The sequence below is a fragment of the Streptosporangium sp. G11 genome, from assembly GCF_051192615.1.
Classification (GTDB): Bacteria; Actinomycetota; Actinomycetes; order Streptosporangiales; family Streptosporangiaceae; genus Streptosporangium.
Window position 1 is genome coordinate 1 of the sequence record NZ_JBPJUQ010000118.1, and the last position, 16490, is coordinate 16490.

Below are 16490 nucleotides of genomic sequence, written 5' to 3' on the forward strand. Positions count from 1 at the left end.
CGCCGCCACTTCGGCGTATCCACTGATGCCGACCTGGGCTTCTACAGCCGCCGCACCAGCTCTGCCCACCCGCCGCCAGCCCCCTCCAGCGAGCTGGCCGTCGACGACGGCGCTCTCACACATGACATGGACGGCGCAACCCCGACGGCCGCCGCCCGATGCTTTCCGGTTGTCAACCGGCCTCACCCCGCTTACCCGTCCCTCAGCAACCTCGTCATTGAGATCGTCGGCAGGTTCGATGAGGACCGGCCGGCAGATGAGCGGCCGGATCCCGGCCTGCTGCCGATCGAGGTTTCTGACGTCGTCGTCGCTGCCTTGGAGGTCACATCATGAGGGCTCTGGTCACCGGGGGTGCCGGATTCCTGGGTTCCTATCTGTGCGAGCGACTGCTGGAGGAGGGTGCGGAGGTGATCTGCATGGACAGCTTCCTCACCGGCGGGCCGCGCAACGTCGAGCACCTGCTCGAACGTCCCCAATTCCGGCTCATCGAGTGCGACCTGACCGGGTACGTGCACGTGCCGGGCCAGGTGGGCCTCGTCCTGCACTTCGCCTCGGCCGCCTCGCCTGCCGACTACCTGCGCTATCCGATCGAGACCCTGCGGGTGGGCGGCGTCGGCACGCTGCACGCGCTGGGGCTGGCCCGGGAGAAGGGCGCCCGCTTCATCCTGGCCTCGACGAGCGAGGTGTACGGCGACCCCCTGGAGCATCCGCAGCGCGAGACTTACTGGGGCAACGTCAACCCGGTCGGCCCACGCAGCGTGTACGACGAGGCCAAACGCTTCGCCGAGTCGCTGACCACCGCCTACCGGCACTCGCGTGACACCGACACGGGGATCGTGCGGATCTTCAACACCTACGGCCCGCGCATGCGCCCGTTCGACGGCCGGGCGATCCCGACGTTCATTCGGCAGGCGCTGACCGGCGAGCCCATCACCGTCACCGGGGACGGCTCGCAGACCCGCTCGATCTGCTACGTGGACGACACCGTGTTGGGGATCATGGCCATGGCCCGCAGCAGCTTCGCCGGGCCGGTCAACATCGGCAACCCCGACGAGCTGACCATGCTGGAGCTGGCCACCATGATCAAGGAGCTGACCGGATCGTCGTCGGAGATCACGTTCGTCGAGCGGCCGACTGACGACCCGAAGGTCAGACGCCCGGACACGACGCTGGCCGCCGAACGGCTCGACTGGCGGGCGGAAGTGCCCTCGTCCGAGGGGCTCAAGCGCACGATCGCGTGGTTCTCCAAGGAACTGGCCGCCATCCGGCCGCTGGAACGCGCCCAGGCGTGAGCTCAGCGAGTCGCACCGCGAATTCATGCGACTGCTCTCCCAAACCGCACATCCTGCCGGGAAGGACACCACGGCCTTCCCGATGTCCCCTCATCCGAAGAGGAGCCCTTCACCGGCCTGAATACCGCACCCTCCCCGACAGGCATCTCCCGATCCTGAAGCAGGAGCCGCTGACATGGCTGATGAGACAGCCATCACCGACACCACCTCCCCACAGCACGACGAACAGCTGAGGTTCACCTACAGCGGCGGAGACAGCGCCGAGCTGGCCCAGCACCTGACCGGCCGCAGCTTGAGCAGCCGCCTGCCGCAGCTGGTGCGCCGCTCCTTCACCCTGGCCTGGGCCGTGGACCGGCGTTCGACGATCGCCCTGCTGGCCTGCCAAGTGCTCTCGGGCCTGGTGGAGGCGCTCGGCCTGTTCGCCACCACCGCGGCGCTCAGCGCGCTGATCCAATCCGCGCACGACCCCACCCACCTGCGCGCCGCCCTGCCCTCGGTGCTGGTCTTGGCCGCGGCGGCCGCTCTGCGTGCGATCTTGGGCATCGCGATCCAGGGATTGTCGAACCGGCTGGGGCCGCGGATCTCCCGGGAGGCCGAATACCGCATGCTCCATGCGGCCACCAACGCCGAGATGGCCGCCTACGACCACCCGGGCTTCAACGACCGCTACGACAAGGCCGACCGGGGCGTCGAGGTCAGCCGGGACATGATCGGCCAGTCACAGAACCTGGTCTCCAGCCTGGCCACGCTGAGCGCCGCGGCCGTGGTCATCGCGACGCTGGCTCCGATCCTTCTCCCGCTGCTCGCGCTGACCGCAGTGCCGCAAGCGCTGGCGTCGGTCACCGGCGAGAGAGTCGCCTACCTGGCGACACTGAGAACCTTCCATGATCGCCGCATGCTGAACATGCTGCGCTGGCACCTGACCCACAAAGACCAGGCCGACCAGATCCGCACCGACACCCTGGCCCCCTATCTCCTGGACAAGTACCGGGCCAGCGGCACGCGGGTGGACCGCACCAACGACGAAGCTGCCTGGCAACGCGCCAAGATCAGCCTGGTGGGATCCGCTGTCAGCGGCCTGGCCTCGGCGCTGATGTGGGCCGGAGTGATCTATCTGCTCGCTACCGGGTATATCGGCGCGGCCGCGGCCGGCACCCTGGTCTTCGCGCTGCGCTCGGCCGGCGGCGGACTGCACGGCATCGTCGGATATGGATCCGATCTCATGCGCACCGGCCGCTACATGGACGACTGGGAGTCCTTCATCACCGAGGCGGCCGGGCAACGCCTGGACCGAGGCGACATCGTGCCGGGACGTCCTGGGCAGGTGACCTTGCGCCGCGTCACCTACCGCTACCCCGAGGCCGACCACGACACCTTGTGCGAAGTGGACTTCACCGTCCGGAAAGGAGAGATCGTCGCCGTGGTGGGCGAGAACGGCTCCGGCAAGACGACCTTGCTGAAACTGCTGTCCGGCCTGAACCTGCCCACCAGCGGTGACGTCGCCTGGGACGGCGTCAGTACCCGCGAGCTGAACCCGCACGCCCTGTGGAGACAGTGCGCGGTCGTACCGCAGGAGTTCGCCCGCTGGCCGATGACCGCCCGCGAAAACATCCACCTCGGCCAACCCCGCCCCGAAGCCGATGACGCCGTACGGCGCGCGGCCGAAGCCAGCGGCGCCGACGCAGTGATCGCAACGCTACGCAGCGGCCTGAACACACTTCTTGCTCGGGAATGGTGGGGGGGCCAGGCTCTCTCCTCGGGCCAGTGGCAGCGCATCGCGGCCGCCCGCGCGATCCACCGCGACGCCGGCCTGCTGGTGATGGACGAGCCCACCTCCGACCTGGACGCGCGCGCCGAACACCGGATCTTCACCGGGTTGCGCCAGCTCGCCGATCAGCGGGCGATCGTGCTGGTCACCCACACCCTCGCCAACACGATCGTCGCCGACCGCATCCTGGTTCTGGAAAACGGGCGCGTCAACGCCGAAGGAACATTCGACGAGTTAACGTCCCAGCCCGGCCTGTTCCGCGACCTGTGGCTCTTACAACAAGACCGCGCGAATCCCCCCGCCCAGGAGGACATGAGGCGATGAGTGGACCTCAAGCAGCCAACACGCAGGCGTGGAACCACTACGGCAGCGACCGCCTCCGCAAGGCAACAGCCGCCCTCGCGATCCCGGACACTATCCGATGGGGTTTTGGCACTGCGGGGCCCGGAACGGAGGTGCTGGGTCCATTGGCAGGCCGCCGGGTGCTGGAGCTGGGGTGCGGCACCGGCCGATATGCCGCTCACCTGGCCCACCACCATCACGCACACGTCACCGGCGTCGAAAGCTCGCCCGCGCAGTACCAGCGGGCCGTTTGCTCCTACAGCTCGATCCCGGGCCTGACACTGGTGCGGGCCGATGCCGTCGACTACCTCCAGCAGGCCGACCCGTACGATGTGATCATCAGCATCCACGGAGCGCTGTGCTACACGCCGCCCCACCTGCTACTGCCGGGCATCTTCATCGCGTTGCGACCCGGCGGCCTGCTGGCCGCCTCGGTGCTGCACACGAACTATCTCGGCGACGGGCCATCCGAGACCGTTGAGCCGTCGCCACAGCGACTGCAGATCACCGGCCAAGCCCCCGCCACGGTGTATCGCTGGGTCCTCACCCCCATGGCTATGAAGGTGGATCCGAGAGCCACGTGTCGGTCGGTTTGAGAGCCATTTGCTGATCAACTGCCTTGGAGTGTTAGTGAAAAAGAGAGCCATGCCCGTGGGTCCGGGACATGGCTCTTGTGACGCTGTGTGAGTGTGGTCATGGGCTCGGTACTGGTGGAGTCACCTATTCGACTATTGCGAGTTCTCGATGCCGAGGGCCGTGGTAGTGACTTTCCGTGATATCGGCGGCAACAAGCCGGGCTCTCGGACAGCAGGTGCGCGCGGAAGGGCGAAGTGGGCCTGACTATGTCGGTAGAGCCTGCCAAGATCGCGACATGACCATCGATGCGCTGACGCCGTTCCGCTGGCTGCGACCGCCGTACGGCGATCGGGGCGACCCGCTCGGCGAGATCTATTGCGTGACCTTGCTGCGTGGGCTCGACCCGGCCGAGGTGCTGCGCCGGTTCGGCGCCCGTACGAGCACGCGGATGAGCTTCACCGAGCTGAAGCTGGCAGTCTCCGACTTCACGGTGGCGACCAATGGTGGTGACGGAGGGGGGTATGTCGGAGTGGTCGCAACCGGCGACGGGTGCGCGGCGGTGGAACCGTACGGCTGGTCGGGGACGGCCAACCCCACACTGGAGCGGCTGTCGGCCGGCACCGACGTGGTGTCCGTCCTACGGCATAACTACGCCTGCGACTACTTCCACTACGCCGCCGACGGCATCGAGATCACGGCTTTCGACCCGACCGCTCCCGAGCATCGCTTCGGTGCCGACACCGACCGGCTCGCCGGCCTCATGCGCGAGTTCGGCCTGCCTCTGGAGGAGGGCTCAGATGAGGACTGGGATCAACACTACGACGACCTGTCCCGGCACGGCCTCGCGCGGATGTTCGCGATGGCGGCCCGCCTCACCGGCGTGACGTTCACCGCCGATCTGCTGGACGGACCGTTCCTGGTGGGCGCGATCGCCGACCTGCCACCGTCACAAGAGCCTCAGCCCGGGAAGAGCCTCGGCGCTTTACTCGAGCAACTGAAAGCGGCAGGCGGCCCTGAGTCTGATCACGGCGCTGCTTAACCCCCATGGGCCTGCGGTACTGATTGGTGTGCTCGCCTATTCCAAACGCCACTACGGACATTAGGGTCGTCGGTGAGCTTGCGGAGCCACTGGCATTGCCTCGAAGATCGTCAGATGGACATGTTGCCCAAAGTCGACGCCCTGCTCGTGGTGCGTACCGACTTCTCTGACCAGGAACGATGGCAGGCCGTACGAAACTCGCTCGGCGACATCGACAAGGACGGCTGGGCAAAGGAGTTCTCGGGCCAGGTGAAGGTTGTCGAGGACCCCGCCTATCAAGGCTTCACTGCGCAGCAGATCCTCGCCCTGCTTCCGGACGGCTGCCAGGGCCCGATCCTCGTCATCGCCGACAAGGTCACCGTCGATTCGCAGGAGATGCCGTTCCTGGTCATCGAGCTGGAATTCACATGGGAGATGCGCGTCATCCCCTCCGAGATCCCCGGGATTCACGCCAACCTCTCCATCGGCAACATGGACTTCGGCGAGTTCGCCGAGAGCGCCGACGCAGACGGCGTCTTCCGCGGGTTCCACGACTGAACCGCCACGCCTCCGGCGAGCACGGAACGTCACCAGTAGGGCCCAGGGGAACGACAACTCGCGACAGTTGAATACGCGACCCCACCAGTACCGAGCACGGGTCAGCTGGCTTGTTCGGCTCTGGCTCGGGTCTGGGCAAGGCGGTAGGAGTCGGTGCCGGTCTCGAGGATGTTGCCGGCGAAGGTAAGCCGGTCGACGATCGCAGCGCAGAGGCGCGGGTCGGTGAAGGTGCGGGTCCAGCCATCTGGGGCTCGTACTTGTTTGTTTTGAGGTATCTCGGCTTGTGCCTGGGATCTTTCGTTCTTCCTCGTTTCACCGATTGTCAAGGCGTAGACACGTTATGTTAGGTGCTGCCTTAATCCTTCAGGTGTGAGGAAGGTGTGCCGGTGACGCGGTCGCGATTGCAGATCGTCCAGGGCGGTGGCATCCCGCAGGAGCCGGTCACCACGGACCCGTGGCAGTTCCAGGCCGAGTGCGTCGAGGCCTTCGTGGCCTCGTGGACAGCCCGCGGGTTCAGCCCGGTGACGATCGACAACGACACCGGCCTGCTGGAGCGGACCCTGACCGCCCTGGGGCGTCTGGCCTGGGAAGTGACCCCTGAAGACATCGACCGAATCGTCGGGGACCTGGCGGTGGCCGGCCGTGCGACCTCCACCCGCCGCGATTACGTGCAGATCTTCAAGGGGTTCCATCGGTTCCTGCAGACCCGCAAGGCGGCCCAGATCGAGGCCGCGTTCGGGGTCCGTCTGGTCTGCCCGGTCGATGAGTTCAACGCCTCCCGCCATGTCGGCGATGATTCCCCGGCCCAGCTGCCGCCGCCGACCCCGGAGCGGGTGACGGAGTTCTTCGACTTCCTCAAGACGCGGATCGCCTCCGCTCGCAAGTACGCGCCCGCGGCGCGGGATTACGCGCTGTTTCGGACGCTGTATCACGCCGGTCTGCGTTCGGAGGAGTGCGCGCTGCTGGATCGAGCCGATGTGCATTTCGGCCGGGGCCCGTTCGGCAAGCTGCATGTTCGCTTCGGCAAGGGCGCCCGCACCTCCGGGCCTCGGCCCCGCTGGGTGCCGATGCTCGACCATCTGGACCTGGTGCTGCGCTGGTTCCTGGACGACGTGCGCGGCAAGTTCCCCGACTCGCCGGTGCTGTTCGCCGACGAGTCCGGTGGCAGCCTGCATCCGGGAACGATCCGCAACCGGCTGCGCTATCTGATGGAGCTGGAGGGCCGTTCGGCCGTCGAGCGGTTCAGCCCGCATGCGCTGCGCCGAGCGTGCGCGACCCACAACTACGAACGCGGCGTCGACCTGGTCGCCATCCAGCAGCTGCTCGGGCATTGGACGGTCAGCTCGACCATGCGTTATGTCCGGCCCTCGGCCACATTCATCGAGGACGCCTATCGACGCGCGGTGGCCAGCACGCTGGGCGAACTGACCGGAGAGGACCCCTCGTCATGAAGATTCGGTGGAGGCTGCGGATGGCCGCGGCCCAGCGTGAAGTGTGGACCGGCGCCCAGTTGCGACGGCTGCTGGCCGAAAAGGCCGGATTGGAGCTGTCGGCGGCCTCGGTGTCGGTGTTGCTCACCAAGGAACCCGCCCAGATGAAGCTGTCCACTCTCGCGGCGTTGTGCACCGCGCTGGAGTGCACCCCCAACGACCTGTTCGAGGTGGACACCACGCCCGTCGAGCGGCCTGCGCCGACGCCGCGAGCGACGGTCGACCAGCCGAAGATTGCCTCCTCCGGCGGTCGGTCGATGCCGCCAGTGTGACCGAGGAAGGTGAACGTGGGCGATGGGCAAGCGACAACGAGACTGCGCCGGCTGCGGTGGTCCGATCGGCCTTCGCGATCCCGGTCGGCAGCACTGCAGCCGCTGTCAGCGCCGACTGACCGAGGAGGCGGCGAAGGACACCTGTCCGAGCTGCGACAAACAGCGCGTCCTGCAGGCCGACACCGGAGTATGCGTCCGCTGCTCACGGGCGTGCACCAGGTGCGGGCATCCGGTGCGGTCCAAAGAGGCAACCCTGTGTCGCGACTGCCGGCGCCAAGCCGGTCAGCAGGCCGCCCAGCGCCCGTGTCCGCGCTGCGACCGGCCCGGCTATCTGCGCCAGGACACCGGCTGGTGCGGTCACTGCTCGCGCGCGCGGCAGTCCAAACAGCCGCCACGGGCCTGCGCCGGATGCGGCCAGGTCCGCCGTCATGCCGGGCTGGGACTGTGCTCGCCCTGCTGGCAACGCCACCCCGACCGGCCCTTCATCGCCGGCGACAACCTCACCGCCCGCCTGACCGAGCCGCCGCCCTGGCTCGGCGACCTCCTCACGCAGCTGGCCGCCCGCTATAGCGTCGGACGCGCCTGCACCATGATCAGCAGCCTCGGACGACTACTGGAAGACGAGCACCCCAACCACCCCCAAGCCCTCCTGGAGCGCGCCCGCCGCCCGGGACGCTCCATGGGATCCCTCGCCCGCCTCCTGGAGGACAGGACCTCGGCCGCGCGGGCGGCGGTCTCGTACAGCATCCGGTAGAGCGTCTTGTCGCGCAGCGGGATGTCGCGGCGCGACAGCAGCCGTTCCAGCTTGGTCTTGGAGACGGCCTTGGTGTGGTCGACGTTCTCGCGGCGGCGTTCGGCTTCTGTGGGGACCAACGGTGCGGTCCACCGCTTCTTGGTCGCGCACCAGGTGAGCCAGGAGGAGACCGCGGCGCGGTTGCGGTTCCACGTCGCGGGTGCGCACGCTCCCCACAGGGCGGTGAGGGCGTTGCCGATCTCGGTGTCGGCGACGTCGGCCAGGAGCCGGTCGCGGCCGCCGATGGCGGCGATGGTCCGGTCGATCGCGGAGGCGTAGGCGCGGCGATCGCAGCGTGTCGGGAATGTCCAGCGGTTCGGTGCTCACCCGCGAGGTGACCTGCGGGGCGGCGGGCAGGAAGAAGCCCAGGTCGCGGGTGAGCGCGCTGCTCCAAGCGCCGGCGGCCACGACCACCGCGCCGCAGGTGATGGGGGGTGTTCACGAGTGGCTTTGACCTGCTGACGAACCAAGGGGCAGTTGATCGCTTCCCAGGATGAAAGTGATCGTTTCCCGGAAGTTGAGGAGCAGCGAGTTGTTAGGGTGCTCACCGTGGTGCACCCGGAACCCTTTCTCGACCTTATCCACCGCACTCCGGCGGCCGCCGAGTTGCTGACATGGCCGTTCGATTTCGACGTCTCCCGTACCGATCCCGTCGAAGTGGTGAGATTGGAGTCCGGTGAGGCCCTTGAGGCGGTCGCCGGGGACGGCGCGGGCGGGACGTTCTTCCTGTGCGGGGAGGCGGCAGGAGAACGGCCCGTGCTGTATGCCGATTCCGAGGGGCAGGCAGGGCCGATCGGCCGTAATTTGACCGTCGCCATCCAGCTGATCGTGAGGGTCCCGTACTGGAGGGACTGCCTCGGATCCGCCTCCGGCGGGCTCAAGGCGATGCGATCAATGGTCCCGAACCCGGAGCGTGAGTATCGCAACGACGGCATCGACCTTGATGCATGCCGCGCCTCGCTGGCCGGGTTACTCGCGCTGTATCTTCCGCCGACGGCGGACGTGCTGACCCAACTTCTGGAGACGGTGACGCTACCTGGCTTCATCCTGCTCAACGAATGGGGAGACGCCTACGAAGCGATCAACAAATGACCCGTTGCCCTTGATAGGGGTAGCCGGCCATCTGGTGAGGCTTTTCATCCTGGTGGCCCCGGTCACGGCAAGTCCGTAATGTCGCCTGTGGCCGCTAAGGTCTCCACCCACAAGCGATGATCGCGATGGAGGGACCGGATGGCCGAGCTGATCCGCGGTGTCGAGGACGAGGTGCCGATCTCCTACGGCCGCTTTGATCTGTTCGACGGATCCGGCCTCGGCCAGGAGGCCGAACCGGAGGCCGAGGCCGGCGCACTGCTGGCCGAGCCCGACCGGATCGCCTTGGGGCAGGTCGGCATCAAAAGCCAGGCTTGGGCACGGAGGGCGCACGTGCGGATGGAGGCCTGGGGCGCTGAGCCTCCGGCACCTGGCGAGCTCTGGGCCGAGGCCGGGCAGGTCGTCTACCTGAGTCCGGGCGGCACCGTGCAGCTGTGCGGCCTCATGCACAGTCCTTCCGGGCAGATGCTGCTGCTGGGTCCTCCGTTCTTCGCCTACGGCCTGCGCGCCTATGCCGGCCCCGTCCGCACCCAGCCTGCCGACTACGACGAGACCGTCACCGAAGCCGTCGAGGAGGCGTGGCTGTTGCGGTTCTGGCCGATGGCCGACGCCGCCGGTTCAGCTCTGCGCACCGAATCGGAGGCGGGGGGACAGGCCGCCGCCAGGATGCGCGAAATCCTTCCGCTGGAGCCGGGCTCCGTCGTGCCGCGGCCGGAGCAGTGGCCCGCGCTGCACCCACTGCCCGAGCCCGAGTCCTCGACCCTGATGATCCGCCCCTCCCCTCCTATGCACCGCATGGAGCGCGTCCCGAGCCGCGAAGCCGCAGGCCGCTTCCTCGTCCCTCAGGAAACGCTCGACTTCGCCCAGCGCCTCGAGGAGACGCTGGGCGACCTGCGCATCGACATGCTCGGCAACCTGCCCCAGAACATTGACTCCTGGTCGCAGTCGCAGCTTGAGGAGTACGCCACGCAGTTGCGCGTGAGCATGCGCATCGGCAAGGAGTTGAACCCGCGCGGCGCACCTACGCTTCAACTGACGGCCTCCAGCGTGCGTACTGTTTTGATCGGGCGCGATCCTGGGTTCAGTGGCCGGGCCTGGGCGTGGGCCAAGGATGAGAACGCCTATGCCGATGTGCTGTCGGTTGATCGGCAGGTCATCGCCCGTGACCGCATCCGTCAGAACACGCTGCTCACCGGGATCGTCACCATCCTGCGCAACGAGAACGACTTCGTCGAGGTCCGCGCGGCGACCCAGGCGGAGGCCGCCCGAGTGATCACCGTCGAGCAGCTGCGGGGCTGACACCACAGCGGAGACGGCTTCGGCTGAAGCGAAACCGACACGGCCGCAGACGACGGCGTGGTCATCGAGGAGCCGTCCGGCTCGGTCCGCAGCGATTTCGCTGACGAGCCGCCACGCCTGCCGCCCCTGCGGGGCTTCCGGCGGCAGGTGGTGGCGTTTTTGGCCACAGCTGAGAAGCCCATGCGGGCGCGGGAGATCGCGCAGGCCATCGGTAAGCCGGATACCCGCTCGCAGGTGGAGATAGCACCCGGCGACTCCGACGCGGTCGCCCTCACCTACACCTACGCCTACGAGCCGTCCGCCGCGGCACTGGCGGAGTGGGACACCGAACGCAGGGCGGCCGTCGCGGCGATCACCGAACAGCTCCTGAACGAGCAGTTTGAACGACAGAAAGCGATCATCACCGAGAAGAGCAAGATCCGGCCACGGCCCGCGAACGAGTTGCGCGTCGAAGAGCGCTACGAGGCGATGAATCGGCTCGTGTCGAGCCTTTTCGGCCGTGGCGACGATCCGTCCGAGCCCACGCCGCTCGAGATCGAGTACTTCCACCGGTACTTCGACATCGATGGGATGTTCGTGTACATGCATCCGTCGTGGTGGGTCCCCCGGTTCACGGCCAACAGTGACGGTTTTCCCCGGCCCGCCTACGAGATCACCGCCGATTCCGAGCCCGCGCCGCTGGGCCGATCACTCGGCTGGTGCATCCAGCTCGACGGCGACAACCGGCGGAACGAGTTCCTGAACAGCCCGTGGTACCGCATCTGCCTGCCCATCCGAGCAGGCCGGGAGCGCGAGGCGATCGCCTGGCTCGCCTCCCATGTGGAGGGCGAGATCGGCTACGACCCGACGAAGGAACCCCTGTCCGGGCTGCTGGCCGCGATCGACGGCCGCCGGGCCAACGAGGCTGGTCTGGGAGTCGACGGGCCCGACTGGGTCACCGTCGACGCCACCGTCGGCGCGCCGGAGAACCCGCTGTCGCCCGAGGGCGTGTATCCCGTGGTCCAAACGTTCGACGTCACGGTTCCCACCGAGGGTTTCGTCTACGACGAGATCACGATCAGGACGAGCTGAGATCGAGGTTGCGACGTGAGTTGGCTCACGGACCTGTCGGGTACCCGGCTCGGAACGCTCGTCTTCGTCGGCGACGACCCGGTCACCGGGAGGCTGGAGTTCGACCTCACCCTCGGCAAGGAGATCATTCCGTTCGACATGACGATCGCGGGGCGGAACGGATGGACCACCGTCCTGGCCGCAGCGTCACTCGGGTGGTCGAGCAAGCGGATCACGGCGGTGATCCGGGACCGGGACGGCCGCTACCACGCCATGGAGACGAACGTCCCGCGTGTGACCTTCGACGGGCAGACGAGATTCCAGCCGGTCAACGGCGTTTTTCCCTTCGAGCTCGTCAGGCTGGTCATCATTCCCACCGACTTTGCCGGCCCCGTGCGCCGGGATCGGATCGACGGCGAATGCCTGGTCGAGACCAACACCGTCGCCGGGCTCCTGGCGACGGCGAAGAGCGTCCGGCTCGCGCAGAGTATGAAGGCCGCCGTCGAAAAGTGGAACACCTGGTGGAACGCGCATGTCGGAACGTTGAGCAACCCCGCGCCGCCACCCGTGGAGATCAGCAAGCCGTTCGTCGAGGCGGCCAGGATCATCTTCGACTCCCACCCGCGGAGATCGCCGTTCTGCGGTCCAAGGACGAACGGGCACCGGACCGGTTGTCGCTCGACTTCTTCGACCGTAACTTCCGCGGGGAGGCTGGAGCGTCGAAGACGCAGTTCGAGGACCGGCTGAGCGGACGCGACCGCGAGGCCGTCAAGGTGGTGCTGATACTGAAGATCGAGTCCTTCGTAGGCTCTCGACTGCGGGGGGTGCTGGCCACCGGCGTCCATGAGGCGGCGCACTACCGGCATCATCTGCTCACGGCCGACCTGATCGAGCAGTGTCGTCGAGGTTCGGGTTCCCGGCCGAGGGGCCGCCGCGCGTTCTTCGAGTTCCTGGATCGCGAGAAGCGGGAGAAGCGTCTGTCAGCGATCGAGCGTGCGATCGTCCACAGCACGTTCCGTCACATTGAGGCGACTCACCCCCTCTCCCAGGTCCATGCCTTCATCGGCGTCTATCCCTTGTACCTGCGCGAGCGGACGTCCTCCCGCGCGCCGCGGAAGCTGGTCGGCCAGGAGCGGTTCGAGCAACTGGCTGCGGTGGCGGGCTACTGGAGAAACGTCTCCTCGCCCGACGTCGCCGAGCTCGCCGTTCGCGCCGTGACGGACTTCGCCCACGCCGACGGCGCGTGCACCGTCGAAGACCTCAACGAGCTGGCCAAGGAGATCGCCGCGCTGCCGCACTACGGCGCTTCCGAGTACTTCAAGGCGATGGCGAAGGGGCTATAGGGGGCCCAGTACGGGGCGGCCGGAATACGGGTGAGCAACAGTTCTTGAGTTGAGTTCGCTGAACCTCCCTGGACTTTCCCCTACTTGACCTGCGAGCTGGGTCTTCTTGTGTTTGCCGGATGGATCACGACCCTCTGAAGTAGCTTCACTCTGAGTGAAGCAATGGTTACTGGGGTGATGGAATGGCGGCCGGGGTGAAGTCGGGGTGCCGTTAAGAAACGTGTCACCAGCCCCAAACGGGTCCGTTCCGGCTACGGCTCGCCACCCCCGGGCCTGCATCAAACATCGCGGGACAAGTCCGGCCGGTGCAGCCGCGATAGCGGGTGAAAAGCGTTTGCGCAGGTCGTACTGCGCGGTAAGGCCGCTTATGTCACCCCACCTCCCCGCGCTCCCCTTCCGTCGCGTCCCCGGGCGCAGCAGGTGGCACATCACGCCGGAGCCTCGTTCTCCCGTCCGGGCCGATCTCCCTCCACCACCCCTCCGGCACCTGCATCGGCTCTACTTCTCCCGAGACGAACGCGCCCTCCAGATCCACCTTCTCCGCTCCGCACACCTCGTCGAACTCGGGGCCACGGGTAAAGGTCGCCCCCCCGAAGACGGCCTCGTCGAAGAAGGACGCCTCGCTGAAGACGGCATTGCCGGTGAAGGTCGCTCCGTCGAACCGGGAGTCGCGGGTGAAGGTCGCCTCCTCGAACCAGGCACTGTCGGTGAAAGCCGCCCCGTCGAACCGGGAGTCGCCGGTGAAGGTTGCTCCGTTGAACCAGGCACTGTCGGTGAAGTCCGCCCCGCTGAAGACGGCATTGCCGGTGAAGGTCGCCCCGTCGAACCGGGAGTCGCCGGTGAAGGTTGCTCCGTTGAACCAGGCACTGCCGGTGAAGGTCGCTCCGTCGAACCAAGCACTACCGGTGAAGGCCGCCCCGCTGAAGACGGCACTGCCGGTGAAGGTCGCCCTGCCGAACAAGGCTGAGGCGGCACAGCAGTCAGTGAAGTCGAAATCAAGGAGGGTGGCGCCCGTCAGGTCGAGGCGGATGCCGGGCCAAAATCGCGCATTGGGATTAGATGCTTGGCGGCACCTGCGCTTGGGCCAACGGCCTGGTGGCGGGGTTTTGACGTAGCGAAGGTGGTCGGTGAGGATGCGGTGGGCGGTGATCCTGACCTGCTGTTCTTCCTGTGAATCTCTGCCGCCCGGCGCGGCGCTGGAGCGTGCCGTACCGCCACGATGGGTGGCGCGTTGTGCTGCGCGGATCTTGTCGTGACGATTCCCCGGGGGTGGAGTGTAGGACATCCGCAGATAGGCGCAGATCACATTCACGATTGTTTGGCGCTGGTCGGGGGTGAGCTGCGCCAGCCGCTCCAGCGCGTACAGCCCGGCCAGCCGGACCGGGGCCTGGTCGTTGCCGAGCTGCTCGGCCGCCTTGGTGTACAGCTCGGTGACCCGCCGCTCGTTGGCGTCGTGCTCGGTGCTCTCAGCGACGCTCTCGTGGTGTCGTTGTCGGCGGAACGCCAGCATCAGTGTGATCGCGGCGCCCACGCCGGCACCGGCTGCGAGCGCGGTACGGATGACATCGATCCGCGCCGTCGCCTCCTGGGCGGGCTTCAACGGCGGCAAACCGGACAATAGCCGCCACGCGGTAAACCCTACGGCGGCGCTCACCGCCAACACGGTCACAATGATCCACCACACGAGCCGTCGCCGTGTTGGTGCTGCGCGTGAGGGCAGCGGACCGTCCGGCTCAGCAGCACTGCGACGGTCTAACCACAAGGGCAGGCGCATACCTGTTATTGCAGCCTACGTATGGTGGCCAACCGGCCAAAGACGCGCCAAGTCATGATTTGAGATCACCGTAGGAATCTCTCTGGTTTTGGACTGGTGACACGTTTCTTAGTGCGCCCCCGATGCCTGCACCGGGCCAGCGCGCTGGTGGCGTCGATGCCGTCGGCGGCGCACTGGGCGTGCTGTTCTTCGATACGTGACTAATGACGGGTTCTGAGATGCGATAAATGCTCAATCGTCATAATCTTCGAATTCCCATCGACCTAAGCGGCTCAGTTTGTTTGCTACTTCTACCCAGCTTGGCTCATCTATGGCATTGACTCGTTTTGTGATATAGAATTCAATGTCATCTTTTTTGAAATGGGATACAAGTAGATGGTGGCGCCCATCAACAATTCCAGATTCGGCAATCCTGCGGGCAACAAATGATGGGGTGCAAATCATTATGTCAAAAGACTCGCTGCCCTCCTTGCTGGCTGGACCGACGAAAACTTGTAGAAGAATTCCAAAATCGTTTGGATCTTCAGGAAATTCCGAAAGCCAATCCAGGTCTGGACTGTGGAAGCCCTTTACTTCGGCCCTCATGACTACTCCTTAATATGTAGGTGCCCATTCCCTTGCCACTGTCCGCTCGTCCCGGGACGCCACTCGAAATTAGCTTGATAATTTCCCCAATTCGGCTTATAGCTTGGCAGGCGATATTGTCGTCGGCCGTCAGCGCTAATCCATAGTGTATCACCATTCTTTTTGTGGACGACCTTGTATCCATCGCCAACCCAGGATGCTCCAGCCTGATTGGCTTCGGCGATCGTTCCTGTTCCTAAGCCAAAGTTTCCCTTTCCCTTTGATGCATCACGCAGGATTCCACTGATTTTCGCCCAATCGCAACCGCCTCTTCGACATGTGGCTGTGGCGGCGCCTAAAATACTGCCGACTCTGCTTGCCACGGCCCCTAGGGCTTTAACGCCTTTAACGGCAGCCCCGCCTGCCAGGTCGGATGCCATGAGTATGCACGAGGCTATATCTCCATCACGACACGCAACGGCATCGCCGACGAAAATATCTAAAACCTTAAAGAGGGCGGTACTTTTAAATTTATCAACTATCTTGTTGGACCAATATTCCGTCGTGATTCCGAGCTTGGGGAGAAGTTTGGCGCATGTTTCGTAAGTCGTTTCGAGTTGCCCTGAGGTTAGACAGTTTTTGCTGAAATAATCCGCTGCAACCACTGTTTCCGCAGCTTTACGCCAAGCGTCGCATTTCTTCTTAGAGATCTTCATGGCGCAGCTTTCCCACTGATCAATAGCACCTGGCGCTGGGGTGGACGCAGCCATCGGTGAGTTTGTCGGTGGGTTGAGCCGCATCCATTGAACAACTATGAAGTTGTCGGTGACTTCTGTGTTGTACATCTGCATGACGTTGTACAGCACCAGGAATTCTTTACGCGCGCCCTCGCTCGCACTCCAGAATTCTTCTTCCATGTCCTTTGGCATGGGCCTGCCGGTGGGCATGATGCCCCACTTCTTGGCTTCTTCGTCCGTGATCTGTGGTCGCAGCGCGTAGTCTCCGTAGCGCTCCTCCCACCACATCTCCTCGCCCTCGTTGAACTGGGGGTAAAGGCCGCCCGGCTGATCGGGCCAGGAGTAGTACGGCGTCGCGGACGGGTCGCCCTTCGGGGGTGGTGACGGTATGGGATTGTTGATCACGATTGAGGCGTGGCCGGTGGGGTCGGTGTGGGTGAGAGGGCTGGCGTTGGCGTAGGTGTAGCGGTTGGCCTGCACCGATGGGTCGGGGTTGAGGGTGGCGGTGTCGCGGGAGGTGAAGGT

General features: G+C 65.7%; 20 protein-coding genes. 16 read left to right on the forward strand and 4 right to left on the reverse strand.

Going from position 1 to position 16490, the window contains the following annotated elements; all coding sequences use genetic code 11:
* The 6 genes from ACSDR0_RS45695 to ACSDR0_RS45720 form a co-directional block, all read left to right on the forward strand.
* Positions 1-333 (forward strand): hypothetical protein (locus tag ACSDR0_RS45695; RefSeq protein ID WP_435295241.1); only part of this gene is annotated, 333 nt, incomplete at its 5' end.
* On the forward strand, positions 330-1292 hold the full coding sequence (locus ACSDR0_RS45700; RefSeq protein ID WP_435295242.1) for a UDP-glucuronic acid decarboxylase family protein: 963 nt from the start codon (positions 330-332) through the stop codon (positions 1290-1292). The genes ACSDR0_RS45695 and ACSDR0_RS45700, both read left to right, overlap by 4 nt.
* A gap of 175 nt (positions 1293-1467) precedes the next feature.
* The gene (locus ACSDR0_RS45705) at positions 1468-3384 is read left to right on the forward strand and encodes an ATP-binding cassette domain-containing protein (protein ID WP_435295243.1); all 1917 of its coding nucleotides are present in this window, start codon (positions 1468-1470) and stop codon (positions 3382-3384) included.
* Positions 3385-3515: 131 nt separating this feature from the next.
* A complete protein-coding gene (locus ACSDR0_RS45710) occupies positions 3516-3998 on the forward strand; it encodes a class I SAM-dependent methyltransferase (RefSeq protein WP_435295244.1) in 483 nt (160 codons plus the stop codon).
* Between the two features lie 275 nt (positions 3999-4273).
* Complete coding sequence (locus ACSDR0_RS45715; protein WP_435295245.1) at positions 4274-5017, forward strand: DUF6461 domain-containing protein; 744 nt, start codon at positions 4274-4276, stop codon at positions 5015-5017.
* A gap of 114 nt (positions 5018-5131) precedes the next feature.
* On the forward strand, positions 5132-5554 hold the full coding sequence (locus ACSDR0_RS45720; RefSeq protein ID WP_435295246.1) for a DUF6924 domain-containing protein: 423 nt from the start codon (positions 5132-5134) through the stop codon (positions 5552-5554).
* 101 nt (positions 5555-5655) lie between these two features.
* Here ACSDR0_RS45720 and ACSDR0_RS45725 read toward each other — a convergent pair whose 3' ends face one another.
* Positions 5656-5880, reverse strand: a complete 225-nt coding sequence (locus ACSDR0_RS45725; protein WP_435295247.1) for an ATP-binding protein — start codon at positions 5878-5880, stop codon at positions 5656-5658.
* Between the two features lie 60 nt (positions 5881-5940).
* Between ACSDR0_RS45725 and ACSDR0_RS45730 the strand changes: the two genes are divergently transcribed.
* From ACSDR0_RS45730 to ACSDR0_RS45775, 10 genes are all read left to right on the forward strand, one after another.
* Complete coding sequence (locus ACSDR0_RS45730) at positions 5941-7005, forward strand: tyrosine-type recombinase/integrase (RefSeq protein ID WP_435295248.1); 1065 nt, start codon at positions 5941-5943, stop codon at positions 7003-7005.
* Positions 7002-7316 (forward strand): helix-turn-helix domain-containing protein, encoded by a 315-nt coding sequence (locus ACSDR0_RS45735; protein WP_435295249.1) that lies wholly within the window; start codon positions 7002-7004, stop codon positions 7314-7316. Before ACSDR0_RS45730 ends, ACSDR0_RS45735 begins: the two co-directional genes overlap by 4 nt.
* A 232-nt stretch (positions 7317-7548) precedes the next feature.
* On the forward strand, positions 7549-8070 hold the full coding sequence (locus ACSDR0_RS45740; RefSeq protein WP_435295250.1) for a hypothetical protein: 522 nt from the start codon (positions 7549-7551) through the stop codon (positions 8068-8070).
* Between the two features lie 108 nt (positions 8071-8178).
* Positions 8179-8388, forward strand: a complete 210-nt coding sequence (locus tag ACSDR0_RS45745) for a hypothetical protein (RefSeq protein WP_435295251.1) — start codon at positions 8179-8181, stop codon at positions 8386-8388.
* 25 nt (positions 8389-8413) lie between these two features.
* On the forward strand, positions 8414-8563 hold the full coding sequence (locus tag ACSDR0_RS45750) for a hypothetical protein (RefSeq protein WP_435295252.1): 150 nt from the start codon (positions 8414-8416) through the stop codon (positions 8561-8563).
* 23 nt (positions 8564-8586) lie between these two features.
* Complete coding sequence (locus ACSDR0_RS45755) at positions 8587-9201, forward strand: hypothetical protein (RefSeq protein ID WP_435295253.1); 615 nt, start codon at positions 8587-8589, stop codon at positions 9199-9201.
* 138 nt (positions 9202-9339) lie between these two features.
* Complete coding sequence (locus ACSDR0_RS45760) at positions 9340-10497, forward strand: hypothetical protein (protein ID WP_435295254.1); 1158 nt, start codon at positions 9340-9342, stop codon at positions 10495-10497.
* Positions 10498-10656: 159 nt separating this feature from the next.
* Positions 10657-11568 carry a hypothetical protein gene (locus tag ACSDR0_RS45765; RefSeq protein WP_435295255.1) on the forward strand — a complete coding sequence of 304 codons (912 nt, stop codon included), beginning with the start codon at positions 10657-10659 and terminating at the stop codon, positions 11566-11568.
* 15 nt (positions 11569-11583) lie between these two features.
* Positions 11584-12294: a hypothetical protein gene (locus tag ACSDR0_RS45770; RefSeq protein ID WP_435295256.1), complete on the forward strand. Its 711-nt coding sequence runs from the start codon at positions 11584-11586 to the stop codon at positions 12292-12294.
* Positions 12219-12890, forward strand: coding sequence for a hypothetical protein (locus tag ACSDR0_RS45775; RefSeq protein WP_435295257.1), 672 nt, complete (start codon positions 12219-12221; stop codon positions 12888-12890). Before ACSDR0_RS45770 ends, ACSDR0_RS45775 begins: the two co-directional genes overlap by 76 nt.
* Before the next feature lie 370 nt (positions 12891-13260).
* On the opposite strand, the gene ACSDR0_RS45780 is transcribed toward ACSDR0_RS45775, so the two are convergent.
* The 3 genes from ACSDR0_RS45780 to ACSDR0_RS45790 all read right to left on the reverse strand — a co-directional run.
* Positions 13261-14499, reverse strand: coding sequence for a pentapeptide repeat-containing protein (locus ACSDR0_RS45780; protein WP_435295258.1), 1239 nt, complete (start codon positions 14497-14499; stop codon positions 13261-13263).
* Between the two features lie 396 nt (positions 14500-14895).
* Positions 14896-15249, reverse strand: a complete 354-nt coding sequence (locus tag ACSDR0_RS45785) for an Imm8 family immunity protein (protein WP_435295259.1) — start codon at positions 15247-15249, stop codon at positions 14896-14898.
* Positions 15250-15251: 2 nt separating this feature from the next.
* Positions 15252-16490, reverse strand: a 1239-nt coding sequence (locus ACSDR0_RS45790; RefSeq protein WP_435295260.1) for a hypothetical protein, incomplete at its 5' end; no start/stop codon positions are given.

Coding starts and splice junctions, on each gene's coding strand:
- ACSDR0_RS45720 (WP_435295246.1), top strand. CDS start 5,132: ATGGACATGTTGCCCAAAGTCGACGCCCTGCTCGTGGTGCGTACCGAC.
- ACSDR0_RS45700 (WP_435295242.1), top strand. CDS start 330: ATGAGGGCTCTGGTCACCGGGGGTGCCGGATTCCTGGGTTCCTATCTG.
- ACSDR0_RS45785 (WP_435295259.1), bottom strand. CDS start 15,249: ATGAGGGCCGAAGTAAAGGGCTTCCACAGTCCAGACCTGGATTGGCTT.
- ACSDR0_RS45735 (WP_435295249.1), top strand. CDS start 7,002: ATGAAGATTCGGTGGAGGCTGCGGATGGCCGCGGCCCAGCGTGAAGTG.
- ACSDR0_RS45760 (WP_435295254.1), top strand. CDS start 9,340: ATGGCCGAGCTGATCCGCGGTGTCGAGGACGAGGTGCCGATCTCCTAC.
- ACSDR0_RS45715 (WP_435295245.1), top strand. CDS start 4,274: ATGACCATCGATGCGCTGACGCCGTTCCGCTGGCTGCGACCGCCGTAC.
- ACSDR0_RS45750 (WP_435295252.1), top strand. CDS start 8,414: ATGTCCAGCGGTTCGGTGCTCACCCGCGAGGTGACCTGCGGGGCGGCG.
- ACSDR0_RS45705 (WP_435295243.1), top strand. CDS start 1,468: ATGGCTGATGAGACAGCCATCACCGACACCACCTCCCCACAGCACGAC.